Origin of the sequence: Paenibacillus sp. BC26 (assembly GCF_900116125.1) — a bacterium.
Lineage (GTDB): Bacteria > Bacillota > Bacilli > Paenibacillales > Paenibacillaceae > Paenibacillus_Z > Paenibacillus_Z lignilyticus.
In genome coordinates, this window is record NZ_FPAD01000001.1 from 3,007,869 (window position 1) to 3,025,127 (window position 17,259).

Below are 17,259 nucleotides of genomic sequence, written 5' to 3' on the forward strand. Positions count from 1 at the left end.
CCTATAAGAAAAGCTCCAAATGGAGCTGTTCAAAAACATTATGTATGCTTTATTTACAAAAAGCAACCCAGTGCAGCTGAGCCTGGAATCCCAGGCGGCTTGACAACCAGGTTGCTTTTATCCCCGCATCTATTATCGGCGAAGGCCGAGTTTTTCGATCAATGCGCTGTAACGTTTAACGTCTTTGTTTTTCAAGTAAGCCAACAGTTTACGACGTTGACCAACCATCTTAAGCAGACCGCGACGCGAGTGATGATCTTTCTTGTGCGTCCGAAGATGATCTGTCAAGTTGACGATGTTTTGCGTCAGGATAGCGATTTGAACTTCCGGAGAACCGGTATCGTTCGCGTGGGTTTTGTGTTCGTCGATCAATTGGTGTTTACGCTCTTGTGTAAGTGCCATCCATGTTCACCTCCTTCTATCATAATCGCCGTTAGCCTCGCCGTCGCCCGGTGAAAAACGAACTGGCCAAGCTAAGGTTCTGTGCATTGCGTGTGTAGTGAGACTGGAATATGATTACGCAACGAAATAGAGTATACCACAACTGCCTATAAGAAGTAAATGCCGAGCTTAATTCTTATTGTAAGCAGCCAGAACGGAACTCGCCTGTTCGGCATCTGATTTGATCTGGGCAATCAATTCATCAATGGATCCGAACTTCTTCTCGCTTCGCAAGAAGGAGATAAATTGGACGGTGATGGATTTATCGTACAGATCGCCGCTGAAATCAAGCAGATGCGCTTCCATGACAGGCTCCGGCAGTTTCTCATGGAAAGTTGGCTTCACGCCAATGTTGAGTACAGCAGGCACCCGCTTCCCGTCAACTTGAACCATTACCGCATAAACGCCTTGTCTTGGAATCACATAGGCTGCTTCCTGCTTAATGTTCGCTGTCGGAAAACCAATCGTCCGTCCTCTGCCTTCCCCATGAATAACAACGCCCCGTACTTGGTACGGTTCGCCGAGCAGCTGTTCCGCTACTTCGGGCCGTCCTTCCGAAAGTGCTTCACGTATCAGCGTGCTGCTTACTTTATCCCCATCCTGCGTGAAAGGATCCACGATTTCCACCTCGATATCAGGCTCACCAAGTGCCCATAATGTTTCCGGCTTCCCTGCACCCTTGGCTCCGAAGGTAAAATCAAAGCCTACCGTCGCTTTCTTCACCTGAAGCGGACGAAGCACCTGCTCGACAAAGTCCGCCGGCGTAACGCTCGCGAACTCCAAATCGAAGTTCACGATGTATACGACTTGAGCGCCTAATTTGCGAAAGCGTTCGACCTTCTCATCAAGGGGAGTTAAGCTTGCCGTGTACTGCCCGCTCTGACCAAGCACTTCCTTCGGGTGAGGATGAAAGGTCATAATTGCTCCCTGCAGACCAGCCGCACGGGCAGTTTCCATCGCATGCCGAATCACGTTCTGATGGCCGCGATGTACGCCGTCAAAATGACCGATCGCCAGCGTTTTCGGTTTCGCTGTAAGCGCCGCTTGAGACGAGACAATCGGATATTGTAATGAGATGATTTCCACTGCAGTCACACCTGCTTTATGTTCTTCACAAATCTGCTGTTTTGGTGAACACCTTAACAGCTTTAAGCGTCGCTGTTTCTTCATCCGGAGTAAACAACCCTACGAAAGTACCGTCTTTGCCATATAGGCGAATGATGGAATCCGCAGCGTATTCTCCATGATCGAACATCGCGTTCAAGTAGATCCGCTTGCCTTGGAAGGCGCGCTGTACATTCTCCATGCTCACAGTAGCGCGGGGAAAATGATCAAGCGCCTCATCAGATGGCGTCAGCTTCTCTTCCAGTTCGCCGGCAGCTTGAAGCTGCGCGATTTGTTCGAGCGTGAAGCATTGCTCCTTTGTAAAACCGCCGGACATCGTCCGAATTAATTCCGCCATAACAGCAGGTACTCCAAGGGCTTGTCCAATATCCACGCATAGTGTGCGAATATAGGTGCCTTTGGAGCAGGAAACGGAGAAACGAATAGTCGGATGAGGCTGATCCAGCTTCATGTCCAGCAAATCCAATGCATAAATCGTTACAGGTCTGGATTTCCGTTCAATCACTTGGCCTTCGCGTGCCAACTCGTATAACCGTTTACCATCTACTCGAACAGCGGAGTACATCGGAGGCACCTGCTCGATATTGCCCAAGAACGAAGACAAGACGCGGCGAATATCCGCTTCCGTCAATGTCACGGAAGGAAGCTCTTCGAGCACAGTTCCGGTTAAATCCTCTGTATCGGTCGCGATGCCAAACTGCATCACCGCTTCATAGCATTTAGGCCGCTCCTGCACGTATTCGACTACGCGCGTCGCCCGGCCAATACAAAGCGGCAGCACACCGGTTACAGCAGGATCTAGTGTACCGGTATGGCCGATTCGCTTGACTTTAACGATCCCTCTGACTTTCGCGACCACGTCATGCGAGGTCCAGCCAGCCGGCTTCCAAACCGCCAATATGCCATCCATCATAGGTTTAGCGCCTCACTTGCTGCTTGCACAACTTTGCCGATCGCTTCCTGTATGCCTTGCTCCAATCGAAAACCTGCAGCCCGGACATGTCCGCCGCCGCCAAACGTTTGCGCAATTGCCGAAACATCTGCTTTTCCGGAAGAACGCATGCTGACTTTCACATCGCCATTCTCGGTTTCTTTAAACAAGATGCCCACGTCAACGCCTTCCACATTTACCGCGTAGTTGACCAGACCTTCAAGGTCATCGCCAACCGCGCCGGTTTCCGCCATATCGGAGAAAGCAACATACAACCATGCAATCCGGTTATCGTCGGAGAACGTCAACCGATTCAATCCACGCTGCAAGAGAAGCAGCTGTGGCTTTGTCATTTGCTCCAGCAAATGGTTGGCGATCCAGTGTCCTTCAACCTCCTCCGCAAGCATGCGGGCCGCAACCTGCATAACCCTTGGCGTTGTGTTGGAGTAACGGAATCCGCCGGTATCGGTAAGAAGACCTGTATAAATGGCGGTAGCAACTTCACGATCAAGTGAAATGGCCCCATGCTCAATAAGATCATATAAAATTTCGACCGTTGCGGCCGCATCGATTCGAATCAAGTTAGCGGTGCCGAAAGCATCGTTAGTAGGATGATGATCGATATTAAGCAGTTGAGCTGATTCGGCAAATCTTTCGCTGACACGCCCGATTCGGCGGAAGTCCGCGCAATCAACGGCAATGATGCGGTCGAACGTTTCTTCCAACGGCTGCTGGCTATAATTAATAATCGAGGCAGACGATTCCATGTAATGAAGACGAATCGGTACTGCACCTTCATTAATCAGGACGGCTTGTTTACCCAATTGGCTAAGAATCCAACCGACTACGATCGTCGAGCTGATTGCATCTCCATCCGGCTGAACATGCGAGACGACAAGAAACCGATTGCCGTCTCGAATGAACTCAAGCGCCGCTTGCAGCTGTTCTGTATAAGCGGCCGAGAAAACCGCAGCTTTCGCCGCAGTCATTCGCCGCTCCGGCCATTAATCGTATGCAGCAACGCTTCGATCTTGCTGCCGTACTCGATGCTGCTATCGAATTTAAACAGCAGCTCCGGTGTATGGCGGAATCGAATTCGTTTACCGAGCTCAGAGCGAATGAAACCTGTACCGCGGGCAAGAGCTTTAAGCGTTTCTTCCTTCTGCTCTTCACTTCCGAGGACACTAAGGTACACACGTGCTTGCGACAGGTCATTCGTAAGATCAACGCCGGTTACTGTAATGAAACCGATACGCGGATCTTTAAGCTCGGTCTGAATGATTTGGCTTAATTCTTTCTTGATTTGTTCACCTACACGTCCTACGCGGACTTTAGCCATAGGTTGATCACCTCTCTACACTTTCCAGGACGTAAGCCTCGATAATGTCTCCCTCTTTAAGGTCGTTCATCTTCTCGAGCGTTATGCCGCACTCATAGCCTTGCGCCACTTCTTTTGCATCATCCTTGAACCGTTTAAGCGATTCGATTTCGGTTTCCAAAACCACGATACCGGCACGGATTAAGCGAGCTTTCGCGCTGCGTGTAATTTTTCCGGAAGTAACCATACAGCCTGCAATTACGCCGACCTTGGTAACTTTGAAAATATTACGCACTTCAGCCTGGCCCAAAATAACTTCTTTGAAGATTGGATCCAGCATCCCTTTCATGGCATGCTCGATCTCGTCAATCACGTTATAGATAATGCTGTGCAGACGAATATCGACTTTCTCCTGCTCCGCCGTTGCAAGCGCCTGCGGCTCCGGACGAACGTTAAAGCCGATCACGATTGCGCTTGATGCTGCTGCCAAGTTGATATCGGATTCCGTGATCGCGCCTGCACCGCTATGGATGATTTTAACGCGTACGCCTTCGATATCGATCTTAGCAAGAGATCCTTTAAGCGCTTCTGAGGAACCTTGAACGTCAGCTTTGATGATTACGTTCAGATCCTTGATCTCGCCTTCTTTAATATGATTGTACAAATCTTCAAGCGTTACTCTCGAATTTGCACCCAGCTCGGATTGACGCTGCTTAATCGCACGACGTTCCGCAATGGCACGTGCTTTACGCTCGTCTTCAAATACAAGGAACGGATCGCCGGCTTGCGGAACTTCAGTCAACCCGGTAATCTCGATCGGTGTACTTGGGCCCGCTTCTTTGAGACGACGGCCTTTGTCATTCACCATGGCGCGAACGCGGCCGAAGCAGTTACCTGCAACGAATGCATCGCCGATCTTAAGTGTGCCGTGTTGAACCAGAATACGCGCAACCGGACCTTTACCTTTATCCAGCTCGGCTTCGATTACAGTACCGCGAGCACGTTTGTTAGGGTTTGCTTTGTAGTCATTCATTTCAGCTACAAGCAAGATCATTTCAAGCAGCTCTTCGAGGTTCGTGCGTTGTTTCGCAGACACGTTTACGAAGATTGTATCGCCGCCCCACTCTTCCGGAACGAGTGCATATTCAGTCAAACTTTGTTTGATTTTATCTACGTCAGCGCCCGGCTTATCGATTTTGTTAACGGCCACGATAATTGGAACGCCTGCTGCTTTAGCATGGTTGATTGCTTCAACCGTTTGCGGCATAACGCCGTCATCAGCAGCTACAACGATAATGGTAATATCCGTTACTTGAGCACCGCGAGCACGCATGAGCGTAAACGCTTCGTGACCCGGTGTATCGAGGAACGTAATTTTCTTATTGTTGATTTCAACTTGATAAGCACCGATATGCTGCGTGATACCGCCGGCTTCACCGGAAGTGACGCTAGTATGTCTGATGGCATCAAGAAGCGTTGTTTTACCATGATCGACGTGACCCATGATCGTTACAACCGGCGGACGATTCTCGAGTGTACCCTCTTCGTCCTTCTCTTCCAATGTCTCAAACGCATCCTCTTCAACGGGGATCTTCACTTCAACCTCAACGCCATATTCAGTCGCGATCAATTGAACGGTATCCAGATCCACCTCTTGGTTAATGGTAGCCATTACGCCAAGCATGATGAGTTTCTTGATAACCTCGGAAGCATCCTTATGCAGCAATTTAGCCAATTCGCCAACCGTTACTTCGCCGCGGACGATAATCTTCTTAGGCGTGTTGTCGATTTTCTCTTTGCGATCTTGCTGTTGACCTTTACCACGGTTGTTCTTACCGCCGCGATTGTTTTTGAAATTGCCGGTACGGGAATCATCGAAACGTTTATTCGCACCGAAGTTGTTGCTAGCTGCCTTCGGATTATTTCTTTTCTTTGCATGATCATCGGAACTTGTGCTGCGTGACTCGAATGTACGAGCCGGCGCACTGTTACGACTAGGTGCTTGACTTGCTTGATCCGGACGCGGAGTTGAAGGACGGAATCCGCCGCCTTGACCGCCTTGCGACGAGCCTTGGCCTTGCGGACGGTTGCCTTGATAACCGCCGCCGCCGGCGCCTTGACCTTGCGGACGGTTGCCTTGGTAGCCGCCCTGTCCTTGCGGACGTTGACCTTGGCCGCCTTGCGACGAACCCTGGCCTTGCGGACGTTGACCTTGACCGCCTTGCGACGAGCCTTGGCCTTGTGGACGATTACCTTGATATCCGGTGCCTTGACCTGCCGGACGATTGCCTTGATAGCCGCCGCCTTGGCCTTGCGGACGGTTGCCTTGACCGCCTTGGCCTTGCGGACGGTTGCCTTGGTAGCCGCCTTGGCCTTGCGGACGATTGCCTTGATAGCCGCCTTGACCTTGCGGACGCGGATTCGAGCTGCCTTGCGGTTGGCCTGATGTAGGCTGTTGAGTGGAGGTCGTCGGTGTCGTGCTCGCTGTTACGCCTGTTGCCGGTGTTTGCGTGCTTGCCGGACTTGGCGCCGCGTTCGCAGTCTGAGCTGCGTTCGTGCTAGGTGCTTGCGTATTAGTTGTATTCATATTCCCCTGCTGTTCCTGAGTATTTTTGTTGACCTGTCCATGTCCTTGCGCTGGAGCATTCGTGCTTGATTGAGCCTTGCGTTCAGGCTGACCCTGCGGTTGCTGGCGATTAGACGATTGAGCTGCTGCAGAGACGGTCGCGCTCTCCTGGGCGCGTTTCGCTGCTGCGTTAGCTTTAATATCGCGGAAGAAACCTTCCACCTTCGAAACCATTTCATTTTCCATAACGCTCATATGATTGTTTACGGGCAGATTGAGTCGCTTTAGGATCGTGATGATTTCCTTGCTGCTCATATTTAAGTTTTTCGCGTATTCGTAAACGCGTAGTTTATCTTTGTCTTGTTGTTTAGTCAATATACTCCACCTCCGAAGGTTCAATTAAGCTCTGTGCAATGCTTTTGGAAAAGCCTGAGTCGGTTACACCAATGAGAACTCGCTCTGACTTGCCGATTGCTTCCCCAAGCGTAATGCGATCGAATGCTTCTACCAGTTTGACATTGTAAGAGGTACATTTGTCCCGAAACTTCTTCTTCGTATTATCTGATGCATCACCGGCAACTATGACAAGTTTCGCTTTTCCCTGCTGAACGGCTTTCAGTACGGTTTCGTCTCCGGTAACGAGCTTGCCGGCCCGCATCGCCATGCCCAGCGTGTTAAGCGATTTATGCTTCGTCTTCGTCATCGATCTCATCCTTATTCGCGTTAAACGTGTCCTCAACGGCGATAAAATCTTGCTCGAGCTGATCATAGATTTCGATGCCGACGGTTTGTTTCAAGGCCCGATCCAGCGCTTTGCTCTTCTTGGCTAGCTTAAAGCAAGCAACTTTCCCGCAAAGATAAGCGCCGCGACCTGCTTTCTTCCCCGTCAAATCGATCAGAACCGATTCATCAGGCGTACGAACGACGCGGATCAGCTCTTTCTTCGCCTTCATCTCTTGGCAAGCTACACATTTACGCAGTGGAATTTTTCTAGGTCTCACCGTTCATCCCCCCCTGAACATCAGCTCTTAGTCGATGGAGACGGAATCCTGATGCATCGTGCTCATCGGCGACTTTGGACGACCGAATTCTTGCTCCGCTTGCGTTTCGCTCTTAATATCAATCTTCCAACCCGTCAGCTTCGCAGCCAAACGAGCATTCTGACCTTTGATCCCGATTGCCAGCGACAGCTGATAATCCGGTACGATCACGCGTGCCATCTTCTCTTGCTCGTATACGATTACCTCGATAACTTTAGAAGGGCTAAGCGCATTCGCAACATATTCTTCAACGTTCTCGGACCAACGGACGATGTCAATCTTCTCGCCTTTAAGCTCCGTAACGATGGTTTGTACACGCATCCCCTTCTGACCTACGCATGATCCAACCGGATCCACTTCGGCATTGCGGGAATAAACAGCGATTTTGGAGCGGAAGCCCGCTTCACGTGCGACAGAACGAATCTCAACAACGCCATCATAAATTTCAGGCACTTCGAGTTCGAAAAGGCGTTTCAGCAAGCCCGGGTGCGTACGGGAAAGGAAGATTTGCGGTCCTTTCGTCGTGTTCTCCACTTTCGTGATGAACGATTTCACGCGGTCTCCATGCTTGAATTTGTCCGTTGGCATCAATTCTGTCAGCGGCAGCACCGCTTCTACTTTGCCAAGGTCGATAAACAGGTTGCGCACGTCTTGACGCTGCACGATACCATTCACAATGTCTTCCTCTTTATCAATGAAGGCATTGTAAATGAGGCCGCGTTCTGCTTCACGAATACGCTGCGTAACGACTTGCTTCGCGGTTTGTGCCGCAATCCGGCCAAAATCACGAGGCGTTACTTCGATTTCCGCGATATCATCAAGCTGATAGTGCGGGTTGATCTCACGGGAAGCTTCAACCGAGATCTCAAGCCGCGGATCCAGTACATCCTCCACTACGGCTTTGCGTGCATACACTTTAATGACTCCGGTAAACCGGTTAATATCAACACGTACATTTTGGGCGGTATTAAAATTGCGTTTGTAGCTCGAAATCAGGGCTGCTTCAATGGCTTCCAGCAAGATATCCTTGCTGATCCCCTTCTCTCTTTCGATTTCCGTCAGTGCTTCAATAAATTCCATGCTCATTGGAAATGAGTTCCCCCTTTCAACTAGTTCCCTAACGTTATAATCATGCCGTTGTCTTCTCCTTAGAAGACGATGGCTAAACGTGCACTTGCAACCTTCGCATACGGTAAGGTGTGTTTCTTCTTACCGATTTCAATGACGATCTCTTCCCCATCAAATGAAAGAAGCTTGCCTTCGAATTCTTTCAAGCCGCCAATCGGCTCATAGGTCGTCGCAAACACATGCTTGCCGACCGCTTTCTTAACATCTTCGGGCTTCTTAAGCGGACGTTCCGCACCCGGTGAGGATACTTCGAGAAAATAAGCGTCAGATACCGGATCGTTCTCATCCAGCTTCTCGCTCAAATATTCGCTAATCCGGCCGCATTCATCGATATCAATGTTGCCTTCTTTGTCCACGTAGACACGAAGAAACCAGTTGCTTCCTTCTTTCACATACTCTACGTCAACGAGTTCAAATCCATTTTCATCGAGGAACGGTCTAACCATTTCTTCGACAGCGGTTTTGATTGTGGATGTGCTCAAAAACAATGTACCTCCCACTGCAGCGGTGCGCCACAACATAGGCGGCGTACGGTCAGTTTAATTTTTCAGCTGAAATGCACCTGTTGCAGACCTGCTTATGTCCCATCGTATATGTAAAAAGGTGCAGACAAAACGTAAAGAGTGGGTTTCCCCACTCTTCTGCGAAAAGGTCGTATCATCAGCATTACCAGAAAGATTATAACATAACCATGATGTGGTGACAATACGGCGCCGGAGAGTGCACTCGTGGCGGGTTGCTATATTTGAGGTCAGACTGCGGCCGCTGTTGAACTCGGGATGCTCGATTAGACGCATTCCCGGTGGCATCCCGAGTTCAAAGGCGGCACGTAAACTCTCCGGCTGCACCCCGAACTCCGCTCCTTCCCCTCGCTTACCAGCGCTTAGGGGCGAAGCAGAAGTTGCCGAGGTTCTCCGGCAACTTCTGTGAAACCCGTACACCTTAAACTACCATAATCCCCAGTAGAAATTCGGCGCTGGAAGGTGCGCTCGGGGTGCGCCTGCAGCCGTTGCCCCACTCCGGATGATCGATTAGACGGCTTCGCGGTGGCATCCCGAGTTCAAAGGGGCACGTAAAGTCTCCGGCTGTAACGTTGGTTTTTTGTTTTCGGAACTTAATAGAACAATCTTCCAACCTGTAACGGTTGTGACAGTGGTTATTTAGCCTAAAATAACTGTTTTCATTATCTAACGGTTGCATGAGGGCTTATTAGGACATTTCCCGACAGAAATCAGCAATTTTGCAGTGAATAACGATGCTGGCAACCGTTAGAATTTCTATAGTAATATCTTTCATGAAATAAGCACGCTGGCAACCGTTAATGTTCAGAATCAATCGAAAAAACGGAAAGCGAGCGAAACATTGCAGTATATGATGAAGAGAAGATTGGACCCTCAAACAAACCGAAATATACAAAGAAACCCGACGTTATCATAAACGTTGGGTTTCTCTGCAATCTAATCTGCGTTCACCTGCGGCGAACTTTCTCAAAACTAACCTGTACCCTAAACCCGGTCGTCCCCTTCGGCTACTTATTCACCTAGAGTGAATATCCCTCAACAGTGGTCAGAGTCAACCTAAAACAGCGACAACTGATTCGACTCCGGCAAGCCCCTGAAGCAGCCCATTGTCGTCAGTACTTCGACGATGGTTTTGGTTGCTTTGGACTTTTGCTGGAAATCTTCGATCGAGAGGAACTCACCGAAATCCCGAGCCCCTGCGATGTTCTTCGCAGCGTTCTCGCCGATTCCGCTGATCGCGCCGAACGGCGGGATGATCGAGTTGCCGTCAATGATGAATCGAGTGGCTTCCGAACGATAAAGATCTACCGGCTTGAATGAGAAACCGCGTGCAGTCATCTCCAGCGCCATCTCGAGCAAAGAAACGCTGTTTTTCTCTTTCGGCGTGGCATTGAAGCCTTTGGCTTCAATTTCGACCAGCTTCTTAGCGATAGCTTCATAGCCTTTGCAAAGGAGCTCTAAGTCGAAGTCCTCGGCGCGAATAGAGAAGTACGTCGCATAATACGCAATAGGCTGATACAGCTTGAAGTACGCTGTCCGTACAGCCGAGATAACGTAAGCAGCCGCATGGGCTTTAGGGAACATATACTCGATTTTCAAACAGGAATCAATATACCATTGCGGCACTTTACAGCGTTTCATTTCATCGATCCACTCAGCGGTCAGACCTTTACCTTTACGAACGCTCTCGGTAATTTTGAAGGCGAGCCCCGCATCCATACCTGCTTTATAAATTAAGAAAAGCATAATATCATCACGACAACCGATAACGGTCTTGATCGTACACGTACGGTTCTTAATCAGCTCTTGCGCGTTGCCGAGCCATACTCCTGTTCCATGAGACAAACCTGAAATTTGCAGCAAATCGGCAAAGGTCGCCGGTTTCGTCTCTTCAAGCATCTGGCGCACGAACTTGGTTCCCATCTCGGGCACGCCATAAGTCGCGACCGAAGAACGGATTTTATCCGGTGTGACGCCAAGGGCATCTGTTGAACTGAACATACTCATAACTTTCGGATCGTTCATCGGAATCGTAGTCGGATCAATTCCGGTGAGATCCTGCAGCATACGCATCATGGTCGGATCGTCGTGCCCCAGAATATCGAGTTTCAAGAGGTTATCCTCGAAAGCATGATAGTCAAAATGGGTCGTTTTCCACTCGGCATTCTGGTCATCGGCGGGATACTGCACCGGTGTTACATCCTCAACTTCGATGTAGTCCGGCACTACGACGATACCGCCGGGATGCTGGCCCGTGCTTCGTTTTACACCGGTACAGCCGTTGGCGAGCCTCGCAAGCTCAGCACCGCGCCATTTTTTGCCGTAATCTTCTTCGTATTTCTTCGTATAGCCGTAAGCGGTTTTCTCCGCAACCGTACCGATTGTACCCGCACGGAATACGTTTTCCGCTCCGAACATCGTCTTCGTGAAGTTATGGGCTACCGCCTGATATTCGCCGGAGAAGTTCAAATCGATATCGGGAACTTTATCCCCTTTAAAGCCGAGGAACGTCTCGAACGGGATATCCTGCCCTTCACCTTTGAGCGGTTTACCGCAGTTCGGACAAGCCTTATCCGGTAAATCGAATCCGCTCGGATAGCTGCCGTCAAGAAACCATTCACTAAACTTACATGCTTCATCTAAGCAAGTGTAATGCGCAGGTAATGGATTTACTTCGGATATCCCCAGGAAAGTTGCAACGATGGACGAACCTACGGAACCCCGTGATCCAACCAGGTACCCATCCTCATTGGACTTCTTCACAAGCTTCGCCGAAATGAGATAGTTGGCTGCGAAACCGGCTTTCGTAATCGGAACAAGCTCTCTCTCCAAACGTTGAACGACGACATCCGGAAGCGGTTCGCCATAGAGTTTGCGAGCAGTGTCATAACACGTATTACGCATTTCGTCATCGGCGCCTTCGATAATCGGAACGAACAATTTCGGCGGGAACATATCAAAAGGTTCAAATCGTTCCGCAAGCTCTGACGTATTCTTGACTACAACCTCATAAGCACGGGCTTCACCGAGAAAAGCGAACTCCTCCAGCATTTCTTTCGTCGTGCGGAAATGAGCATCCGGCTTGCGGATATCTTTCAGCGGACTGAAACCTGTTATGCCATGGATGGTAATGTCGCGGAACAACTTGTCCCGTTGAAGCAAGTAATGCACATTGCCTGTAGCAATGACCGGCTTACCAAGCTTGTCGCCAATCTCGCATACGCGGCGTATGGCCTGTTCGATCTCAGCACGGCTTGCTACAAAACCTTTCTCGACAAGATGCATATAGAAGTCGATCGGCTGAATTTCCAGTACATCGTAATAATGCGCGACTTCTTCTGCCTCTTCCATCGACTTATTCATAACGGCTTCGAAAAACTCGCCTTTCTCGCATCCCGAGATTACCAGCAGCCCTTCGCGCAATTCGGTCAGTTTGCTCTTCGGAATCGTAGCGACGCGTTTAAAATGTTCCGTATGCGATTTCGAAATCAGCTTGAACAAATTTTTCTTCCCCGCACCGTTGAGCGCGTAGATGCAGCAATGGAAAGGCCGCATGTTCGACAAGTCGAGCCCGACATAGTCGTTCAGCATTTGTAGTCCGGTTATGTTGCGGGCAGCCGCATCCCCGATCAATCCGAATAGCACGCCGCCGAGCGCAATGGAGTCATCGATCGCGCGGTGATGATTTTCGAGACTGATTTTATATTTATCCGAAAGGGTATTCAAACGATGATTCTTCATCGTCGGATGCAGGAATCGCGCGAATTCAAGCGTATCCAGTACGGGATTTTTCACTTCCGGAAGGCCGTGAAGCTTGCAAGCCGCTTGCAGGAACCCCATATCGAATCGAGCATTATGGGCAACCAGCACCGCATCGCCGATAAACGCAATAAACTCGTGAATCTTCGGTCCCAGCTCCGGCGCGTCCTCAACCATTTCGTTCGTGATATTCGTTAACTGTTGAATGTTATAAGGAATGTTCTCATGCGGGTTAATGAACGTCGAGAACCGATCGATTTCTTTGCCTTCATGCATTTTGACGCCGGCAAGCTCAATGATCTTGTTGTTCACGACCGATAGTCCCGTCGTCTCGACGTCGAATACAACGTAAACGGCGGACTGCATCGCTTCTTCGCGTGCATTCATAACCATCGGAATAGCGTCATTGACGACGTTCGCCTCTAAGCCGAACAACACTTTAATGCCATGTTTCTTAGCCGCTTTCGCCGCCTCCGGATAACATTGCACGTTGCCGTGGTCCGTAATGGCGATCGCTTTGTGCCCCCATTTGGCAGCCTGCTTAATATATGCATCAACCGGAGCGACAGCATCCATGGTACTCATCGTTGTATGCAAGTGAAACTCGACGCGTTTCTCTTCGGCATCGTCTTTCGTTTCCTTAGGCGCCACAACCTCGTGCATGTCAGATGGCATCATGACCAGCTCCGGTTCCATCATGAACCGGTCGTACTCGACGCGTCCACGAGCTTTGATCCATTTGCCATTCGCGAGCTGCTTCAGCACTTTGACATCGTCTTTCGTTTTCGCGAACATCTTCATCGCTATCGAGTCCGAAAAGTCCGTAACATTGAACGTGAATAAGGTGCTGCCATTACGAAGCTCTTTCTCATCAAGGCCAAAGACCGCACCTTGTACGGTGACCTTCTTCTCTTCTTCGATAATATTCATAATCGGCACAGGCGCATCTCGAATATCATAACCGACAACAAGGCGAACTTCGCCTTCGTCCAGCGTCGGCTCTTCGGAAACCGTCGTGCTCGTCATCATGGCTTGTATCACTTCGCGCTCTTCTTGCTCCCGCTTCTGCGCGAACTGCTCGTACACCTCTTGATTGGATTCAGCGACGATCATCTTCATGCGGCAGGTCGTGGCAAATTGCTGCTTGAAGAAGTCGATCGCCAGTTCGTCGATCTTTTTCTTCTTCGCCAGTTCAAGACCCATGTCATCCATCAGATGAAGGGTGATCAGGTCGCCTTCTGCAATGATCTTCGATTTGCTGATCCAGCCGTTAACGGAAGGGTTATTCTGCTGCAGCCATTCCACAAACGCCGGCCAATATTCTTGGATTAGTTCATCCTTCGGTACATCGCCGCTATATTGAAATTGAAACGAGATTTGAGCAATATGGGCATACTTCGAAACAACTGCACGGCAAAAAACACTAAAAGCCGGTAAAGGAACCATAGTCGTTTTGCCAATGCAAAACGTCCATTCCCGGTTACTCCGGCTTACGATTACTTTCTCTATATACCCATCCGCAAAATACTCATCAACCATTTGCTGCGGCAGATCGGCCTGCTTCAAGAGCAGCTCGAACCGCTGACGCTTTCCCCCGGTTTGGTTCATATTGTCCTCCCCCAAGACGAAACGGCTGTCGCCGCCTTTCAGCGAATACAGCCGTTTATTCCTTTTTTACTCTTGTTGCTATTAATAAGCTCTGGCGAATACGACGGAATGCTCGGATTTCTCTCCACAAACGAGGCAAACCGTTTTGTGCTCTGCAGGCTCAAACGGAATGTTACGGCTCGTTGCACCCGTTTCTTCCTTCACTTGACGCTCGCATGCATCTGATCCACACCAGCCGGCAAGCGCGAAACCGCGCTGTTCTTCGAAGAGAGCCTTCATCTCATCAAGCGTCTCCACCGAGTAGGTATGCTCCGTACGGAATTGCTTTGCACGCTCAAGCATATCATTATGAGTCTCAACCAGCATATGCTCAATTTCTTCCTTCAAATTGCTCTGGAGGACAACGCGCTTCTCACCGGTGATACGCGACACGAGAACAACTTGTCCATTCTCCATATCACGAGGGCCAAGCTCAAGGCGGATAGGTACGCCGCGCATTTCATATTCATTGAATTTCCAGCCCGGACTTACATCGCTGCGGTCATCCACTTTCACGCGGATACCGGCTTTCTTCAGCTCAGCGAACAGCTCGTCCACACGACCAACCACTTGCTCACGTGTCTTCGGAGGTCCGATCGGAATCATGATGACTTGTGTCGGCGCTACTTTCGGAGGAAGCACAAGACCGCGATCGTCACCGTGAACCATAATCATCGCACCCAGTAGACGCGTCGATACACCCCATGAAGTGGTGTGAACAAATTGTTGTGTATTCTCGCGATCCAAATACTTAATATCGAACGCAACCGCGAATTTATTGCCAAGGTAATGGGACGTTCCTGCCTGAACGGCACGGCCGTCTTTCATCATCGCCTCAATGGAATACGTATCTACTGCGCCTGCAAAACGTTCCGATGGTGTCTTCTGCCCCATAATAACCGGAATAGCCAAGTAGTTCTCGCAGAAATCGCGATAAATCCCGAGCATTTGGTTCGTTTCTTCACGCGCTTCCGTTTCGGTTTCATGCGCGGTATGGCCTTCCTGCCATAGAAACTCCGTTGTACGCAAGAATGGAAGCGTCCGTTTCTCCCAACGAACGACGTTTGCCCACTGATTGATCAGCACAGGCAGATCGCGGTAGGATTGAATCCATTTGGAGTACATATGGCCGATAATCGTTTCCGAAGTCGGACGAATCGCCAAACGTTCTTCAAGCTTCTCTCCGCCTGCTTCGGTAACCCAAGGCAGTTCCGGATTAAAACCTTCCACGTGCTCCTTCTCTTTAAGGAAGAAACTCTCCGGGATGAACATCGGGAAGTAAGCGTTACGGTGACCGGTTTCTTTGAACCTGCGGTCGAGCTCATCCTTCATATGCTCCCAAATTTCAAAACCCTCTGGGCGGAATACGATACAACCGCGCACCGGGGAATAATCCATTAATTCCGCTTTCTTGATAACATCGATATACCACCGCGAGAAATCCTCGTTTTGCGGTGTGATTTCCGTTACGAATTGCTTATCCTTCGACATGACCGACTCAGTGCTCCCCTCGTACCAATCGCAATATATCATTATAAGTAACCGCCAGCATGAGCAGCATCAGCATCGCAAAGCCGATGAAATGCACCATGCTTTCCCGATTCGGATCCACCGGACGGCCTCGTACAGCTTCAAATCCGAGGAAAACCAACCGGCTCCCATCGAGCGCCGGAATTGGCAGCAGGTTAAAAATACCTAAATACAGACTTAGAACCGCTACCCATGAAGTCAGCTGAACAATGCCTTCATCCGCGATTTGACTCGTCACTTGAGCAGTCCGTACCGGTCCGCCAAGATCCTCCATCTTGAAATCACCGAGAATCAGCTTCTTAAATCCATCGAAGATCATAATCGTCATGTTCTTCATCGCTTTACCGGCATACGTGAATGTTTCCCCAAACGTAACCGAACGTGTAGGTACGGCAGCAGATATGCCGAGTTTACCGACACCTGTAGTCGGGTCCTTCTTCGGTGTAATTTTGAAAGATATCGGCTTTCCGTCACGCAGCACGTTAAATACGAGCGGCACATCGACCGATTTACTGATCAGCTCGATCATCTTATTGGAATCCCCGCCGATCTTCTCTCCGTTCACCGAATCAATCACATCACCGACGCGAAGATCCGTTTGTGATGCCGGCATTCCTTCCACCACGCTGCCAATTAACAAACGGTCCGGATTCTCCATCGGAACGCCGGCCATTTGGAAATAGAGACCAAACAATACGAAAGCCAAAACAAAGTTCATGACAGGACCCGCAACGATAGCAAGAGCCCGTTGACCTACTGTTTTACTGCCAAATTGGCGGTCGATCGGAGCGATCTGCGTTTCTTTCCCTTTACTGATCAGAAGCGCTTGCGGATGCACGTCGTAAGAATCCGTGATGCCGTCCGCACTCAGAGCAAGCTTCAGTTTACGTTCGATATCGATGGTTTCGACTTCACCGCGGACAACATTGCTGCGATCGTCTAAGCGATCCAAGTAAATACGAGTAACCGTATTATCTTTAACCCGTACTGCAACGGTCTGCCCGGGATGAATCTCAATTAACTCCGGATCCTCACCGGCCATTCGGACAAAACCACCTGCCGGGACAAGCCTCAGCGTATATCTGGTTTCACCTCGTTTGATGGAAAACAGCTTTGGACCAAATCCAATCGCAAACTCTCGAACCAATATTCCGGCACGCTTCGCAAAATAAAAATGACCCCACTCGTGAATGGTCACAATGACGAAGAAGACCATTACCGTCAAAAAGACGACTTGAATCGTATGCATCGTT

Annotated in this window: 13 protein-coding genes; all 13 read right to left on the reverse strand. The window is 49.8% G+C overall.

The window, feature by feature from the left end; all coding sequences use genetic code 11:
- Window positions 1-132 precede the first annotated feature (132 nt).
- A complete protein-coding gene (gene rpsO, locus BM412_RS13395; protein WP_090574209.1) occupies window positions 133-402 on the reverse strand; it encodes a 30S ribosomal protein S15 in 270 nt (89 codons plus the stop codon).
- Between the two features lie 168 nt (window positions 403-570).
- Window positions 571-1,536: a bifunctional riboflavin kinase/FAD synthetase gene (locus tag BM412_RS13400; RefSeq protein WP_371264778.1), complete on the reverse strand. Its 966-nt coding sequence runs from the start codon at window positions 1,534-1,536 to the stop codon at window positions 571-573.
- 16 nt (window positions 1,537-1,552) lie between these two features.
- Window positions 1,553-2,479, reverse strand: a complete 927-nt coding sequence (gene truB, locus BM412_RS13405; protein ID WP_371264779.1) for a tRNA pseudouridine(55) synthase TruB — start codon at window positions 2,477-2,479, stop codon at window positions 1,553-1,555.
- Window positions 2,476-3,486: a DHH family phosphoesterase gene (locus tag BM412_RS13410; RefSeq protein WP_091218641.1), complete on the reverse strand. Its 1,011-nt coding sequence runs from the start codon at window positions 3,484-3,486 to the stop codon at window positions 2,476-2,478. The genes truB and BM412_RS13410 overlap by 4 nt, the downstream gene beginning before the upstream one ends.
- Window positions 3,483-3,836: a 30S ribosome-binding factor RbfA gene (gene rbfA / locus BM412_RS13415; RefSeq protein WP_091218644.1), complete on the reverse strand. Its 354-nt coding sequence runs from the start codon at window positions 3,834-3,836 to the stop codon at window positions 3,483-3,485. Before rbfA ends, BM412_RS13410 begins: the two co-directional genes overlap by 4 nt.
- Before the next feature lie 7 nt (window positions 3,837-3,843).
- A complete protein-coding gene (infB, locus tag BM412_RS13420; RefSeq protein ID WP_091218646.1) occupies window positions 3,844-6,756 on the reverse strand; it encodes a translation initiation factor IF-2 in 2,913 nt (970 codons plus the stop codon).
- On the reverse strand, window positions 6,749-7,084 hold the full coding sequence (locus BM412_RS13425) for a L7Ae/L30e/S12e/Gadd45 family ribosomal protein (RefSeq protein ID WP_091218649.1): 336 nt from the start codon (window positions 7,082-7,084) through the stop codon (window positions 6,749-6,751). The genes infB and BM412_RS13425 overlap by 8 nt, the downstream gene beginning before the upstream one ends.
- Window positions 7,065-7,382, reverse strand: coding sequence for an RNase P modulator RnpM (gene rnpM, locus BM412_RS13430; protein WP_091218652.1), 318 nt, complete (start codon window positions 7,380-7,382; stop codon window positions 7,065-7,067). The genes BM412_RS13425 and rnpM overlap by 20 nt, the downstream gene beginning before the upstream one ends.
- A 27-nt stretch (window positions 7,383-7,409) precedes the next feature.
- Complete coding sequence (gene nusA / locus BM412_RS13435) at window positions 7,410-8,507, reverse strand: transcription termination factor NusA (protein WP_091218655.1); 1,098 nt, start codon at window positions 8,505-8,507, stop codon at window positions 7,410-7,412.
- A gap of 62 nt (window positions 8,508-8,569) precedes the next feature.
- Window positions 8,570-9,031 carry a ribosome maturation factor RimP gene (gene rimP, locus BM412_RS13440; protein WP_091218658.1) on the reverse strand — a complete coding sequence of 154 codons (462 nt, stop codon included), beginning with the start codon at window positions 9,029-9,031 and terminating at the stop codon, window positions 8,570-8,572.
- 1,095 nt (window positions 9,032-10,126) lie between these two features.
- Window positions 10,127-14,437, reverse strand: coding sequence for a PolC-type DNA polymerase III (locus BM412_RS13445; protein ID WP_091218661.1), 4,311 nt, complete (start codon window positions 14,435-14,437; stop codon window positions 10,127-10,129).
- An 81-nt stretch (window positions 14,438-14,518) separates the two neighbouring features.
- On the reverse strand, window positions 14,519-15,967 hold the full coding sequence (gene proS / locus BM412_RS13450) for a proline--tRNA ligase (RefSeq protein ID WP_091218664.1): 1,449 nt from the start codon (window positions 15,965-15,967) through the stop codon (window positions 14,519-14,521).
- Window positions 15,968-15,974: 7 nt separating this feature from the next.
- On the reverse strand, window positions 15,975-17,255 hold the full coding sequence (gene rseP, locus BM412_RS13455) for an RIP metalloprotease RseP (RefSeq protein WP_091218666.1): 1,281 nt from the start codon (window positions 17,253-17,255) through the stop codon (window positions 15,975-15,977).
- Window positions 17,256-17,259 lie beyond the last annotated feature (4 nt).

Bases quoted from the DNA above. Each gene is read 5' to 3' on its own strand.
- rpsO (WP_090574209.1), bottom strand. From the start codon at position 402: ATGGCACTTACACAAGAGCGTAAACACCAATTGATCGACGAACACAAA.
- truB (WP_371264779.1), bottom strand. From the start codon at position 2,479: ATGATGGATGGCATATTGGCGGTTTGGAAGCCGGCTGGCTGGACCTCG.
- BM412_RS13410 (WP_091218641.1), bottom strand. From the start codon at position 3,486: ATGACTGCGGCGAAAGCTGCGGTTTTCTCGGCCGCTTATACAGAACAG.
- rbfA (WP_091218644.1), bottom strand. From the start codon at position 3,836: ATGGCTAAAGTCCGCGTAGGACGTGTAGGTGAACAAATCAAGAAAGAA.
- BM412_RS13425 (WP_091218649.1), bottom strand. From the start codon at position 7,084: ATGACGAAGACGAAGCATAAATCGCTTAACACGCTGGGCATGGCGATG.
- nusA (WP_091218655.1), bottom strand. From the start codon at position 8,507: ATGAGCATGGAATTTATTGAAGCACTGACGGAAATCGAAAGAGAGAAG.
- BM412_RS13445 (WP_091218661.1), bottom strand. From the start codon at position 14,437: ATGAACCAAACCGGGGGAAAGCGTCAGCGGTTCGAGCTGCTCTTGAAG.
- proS (WP_091218664.1), bottom strand. From the start codon at position 15,967: ATGTCGAAGGATAAGCAATTCGTAACGGAAATCACACCGCAAAACGAG.
- rseP (WP_091218666.1), bottom strand. From the start codon at position 17,255: ATGCATACGATTCAAGTCGTCTTTTTGACGGTAATGGTCTTCTTCGTC.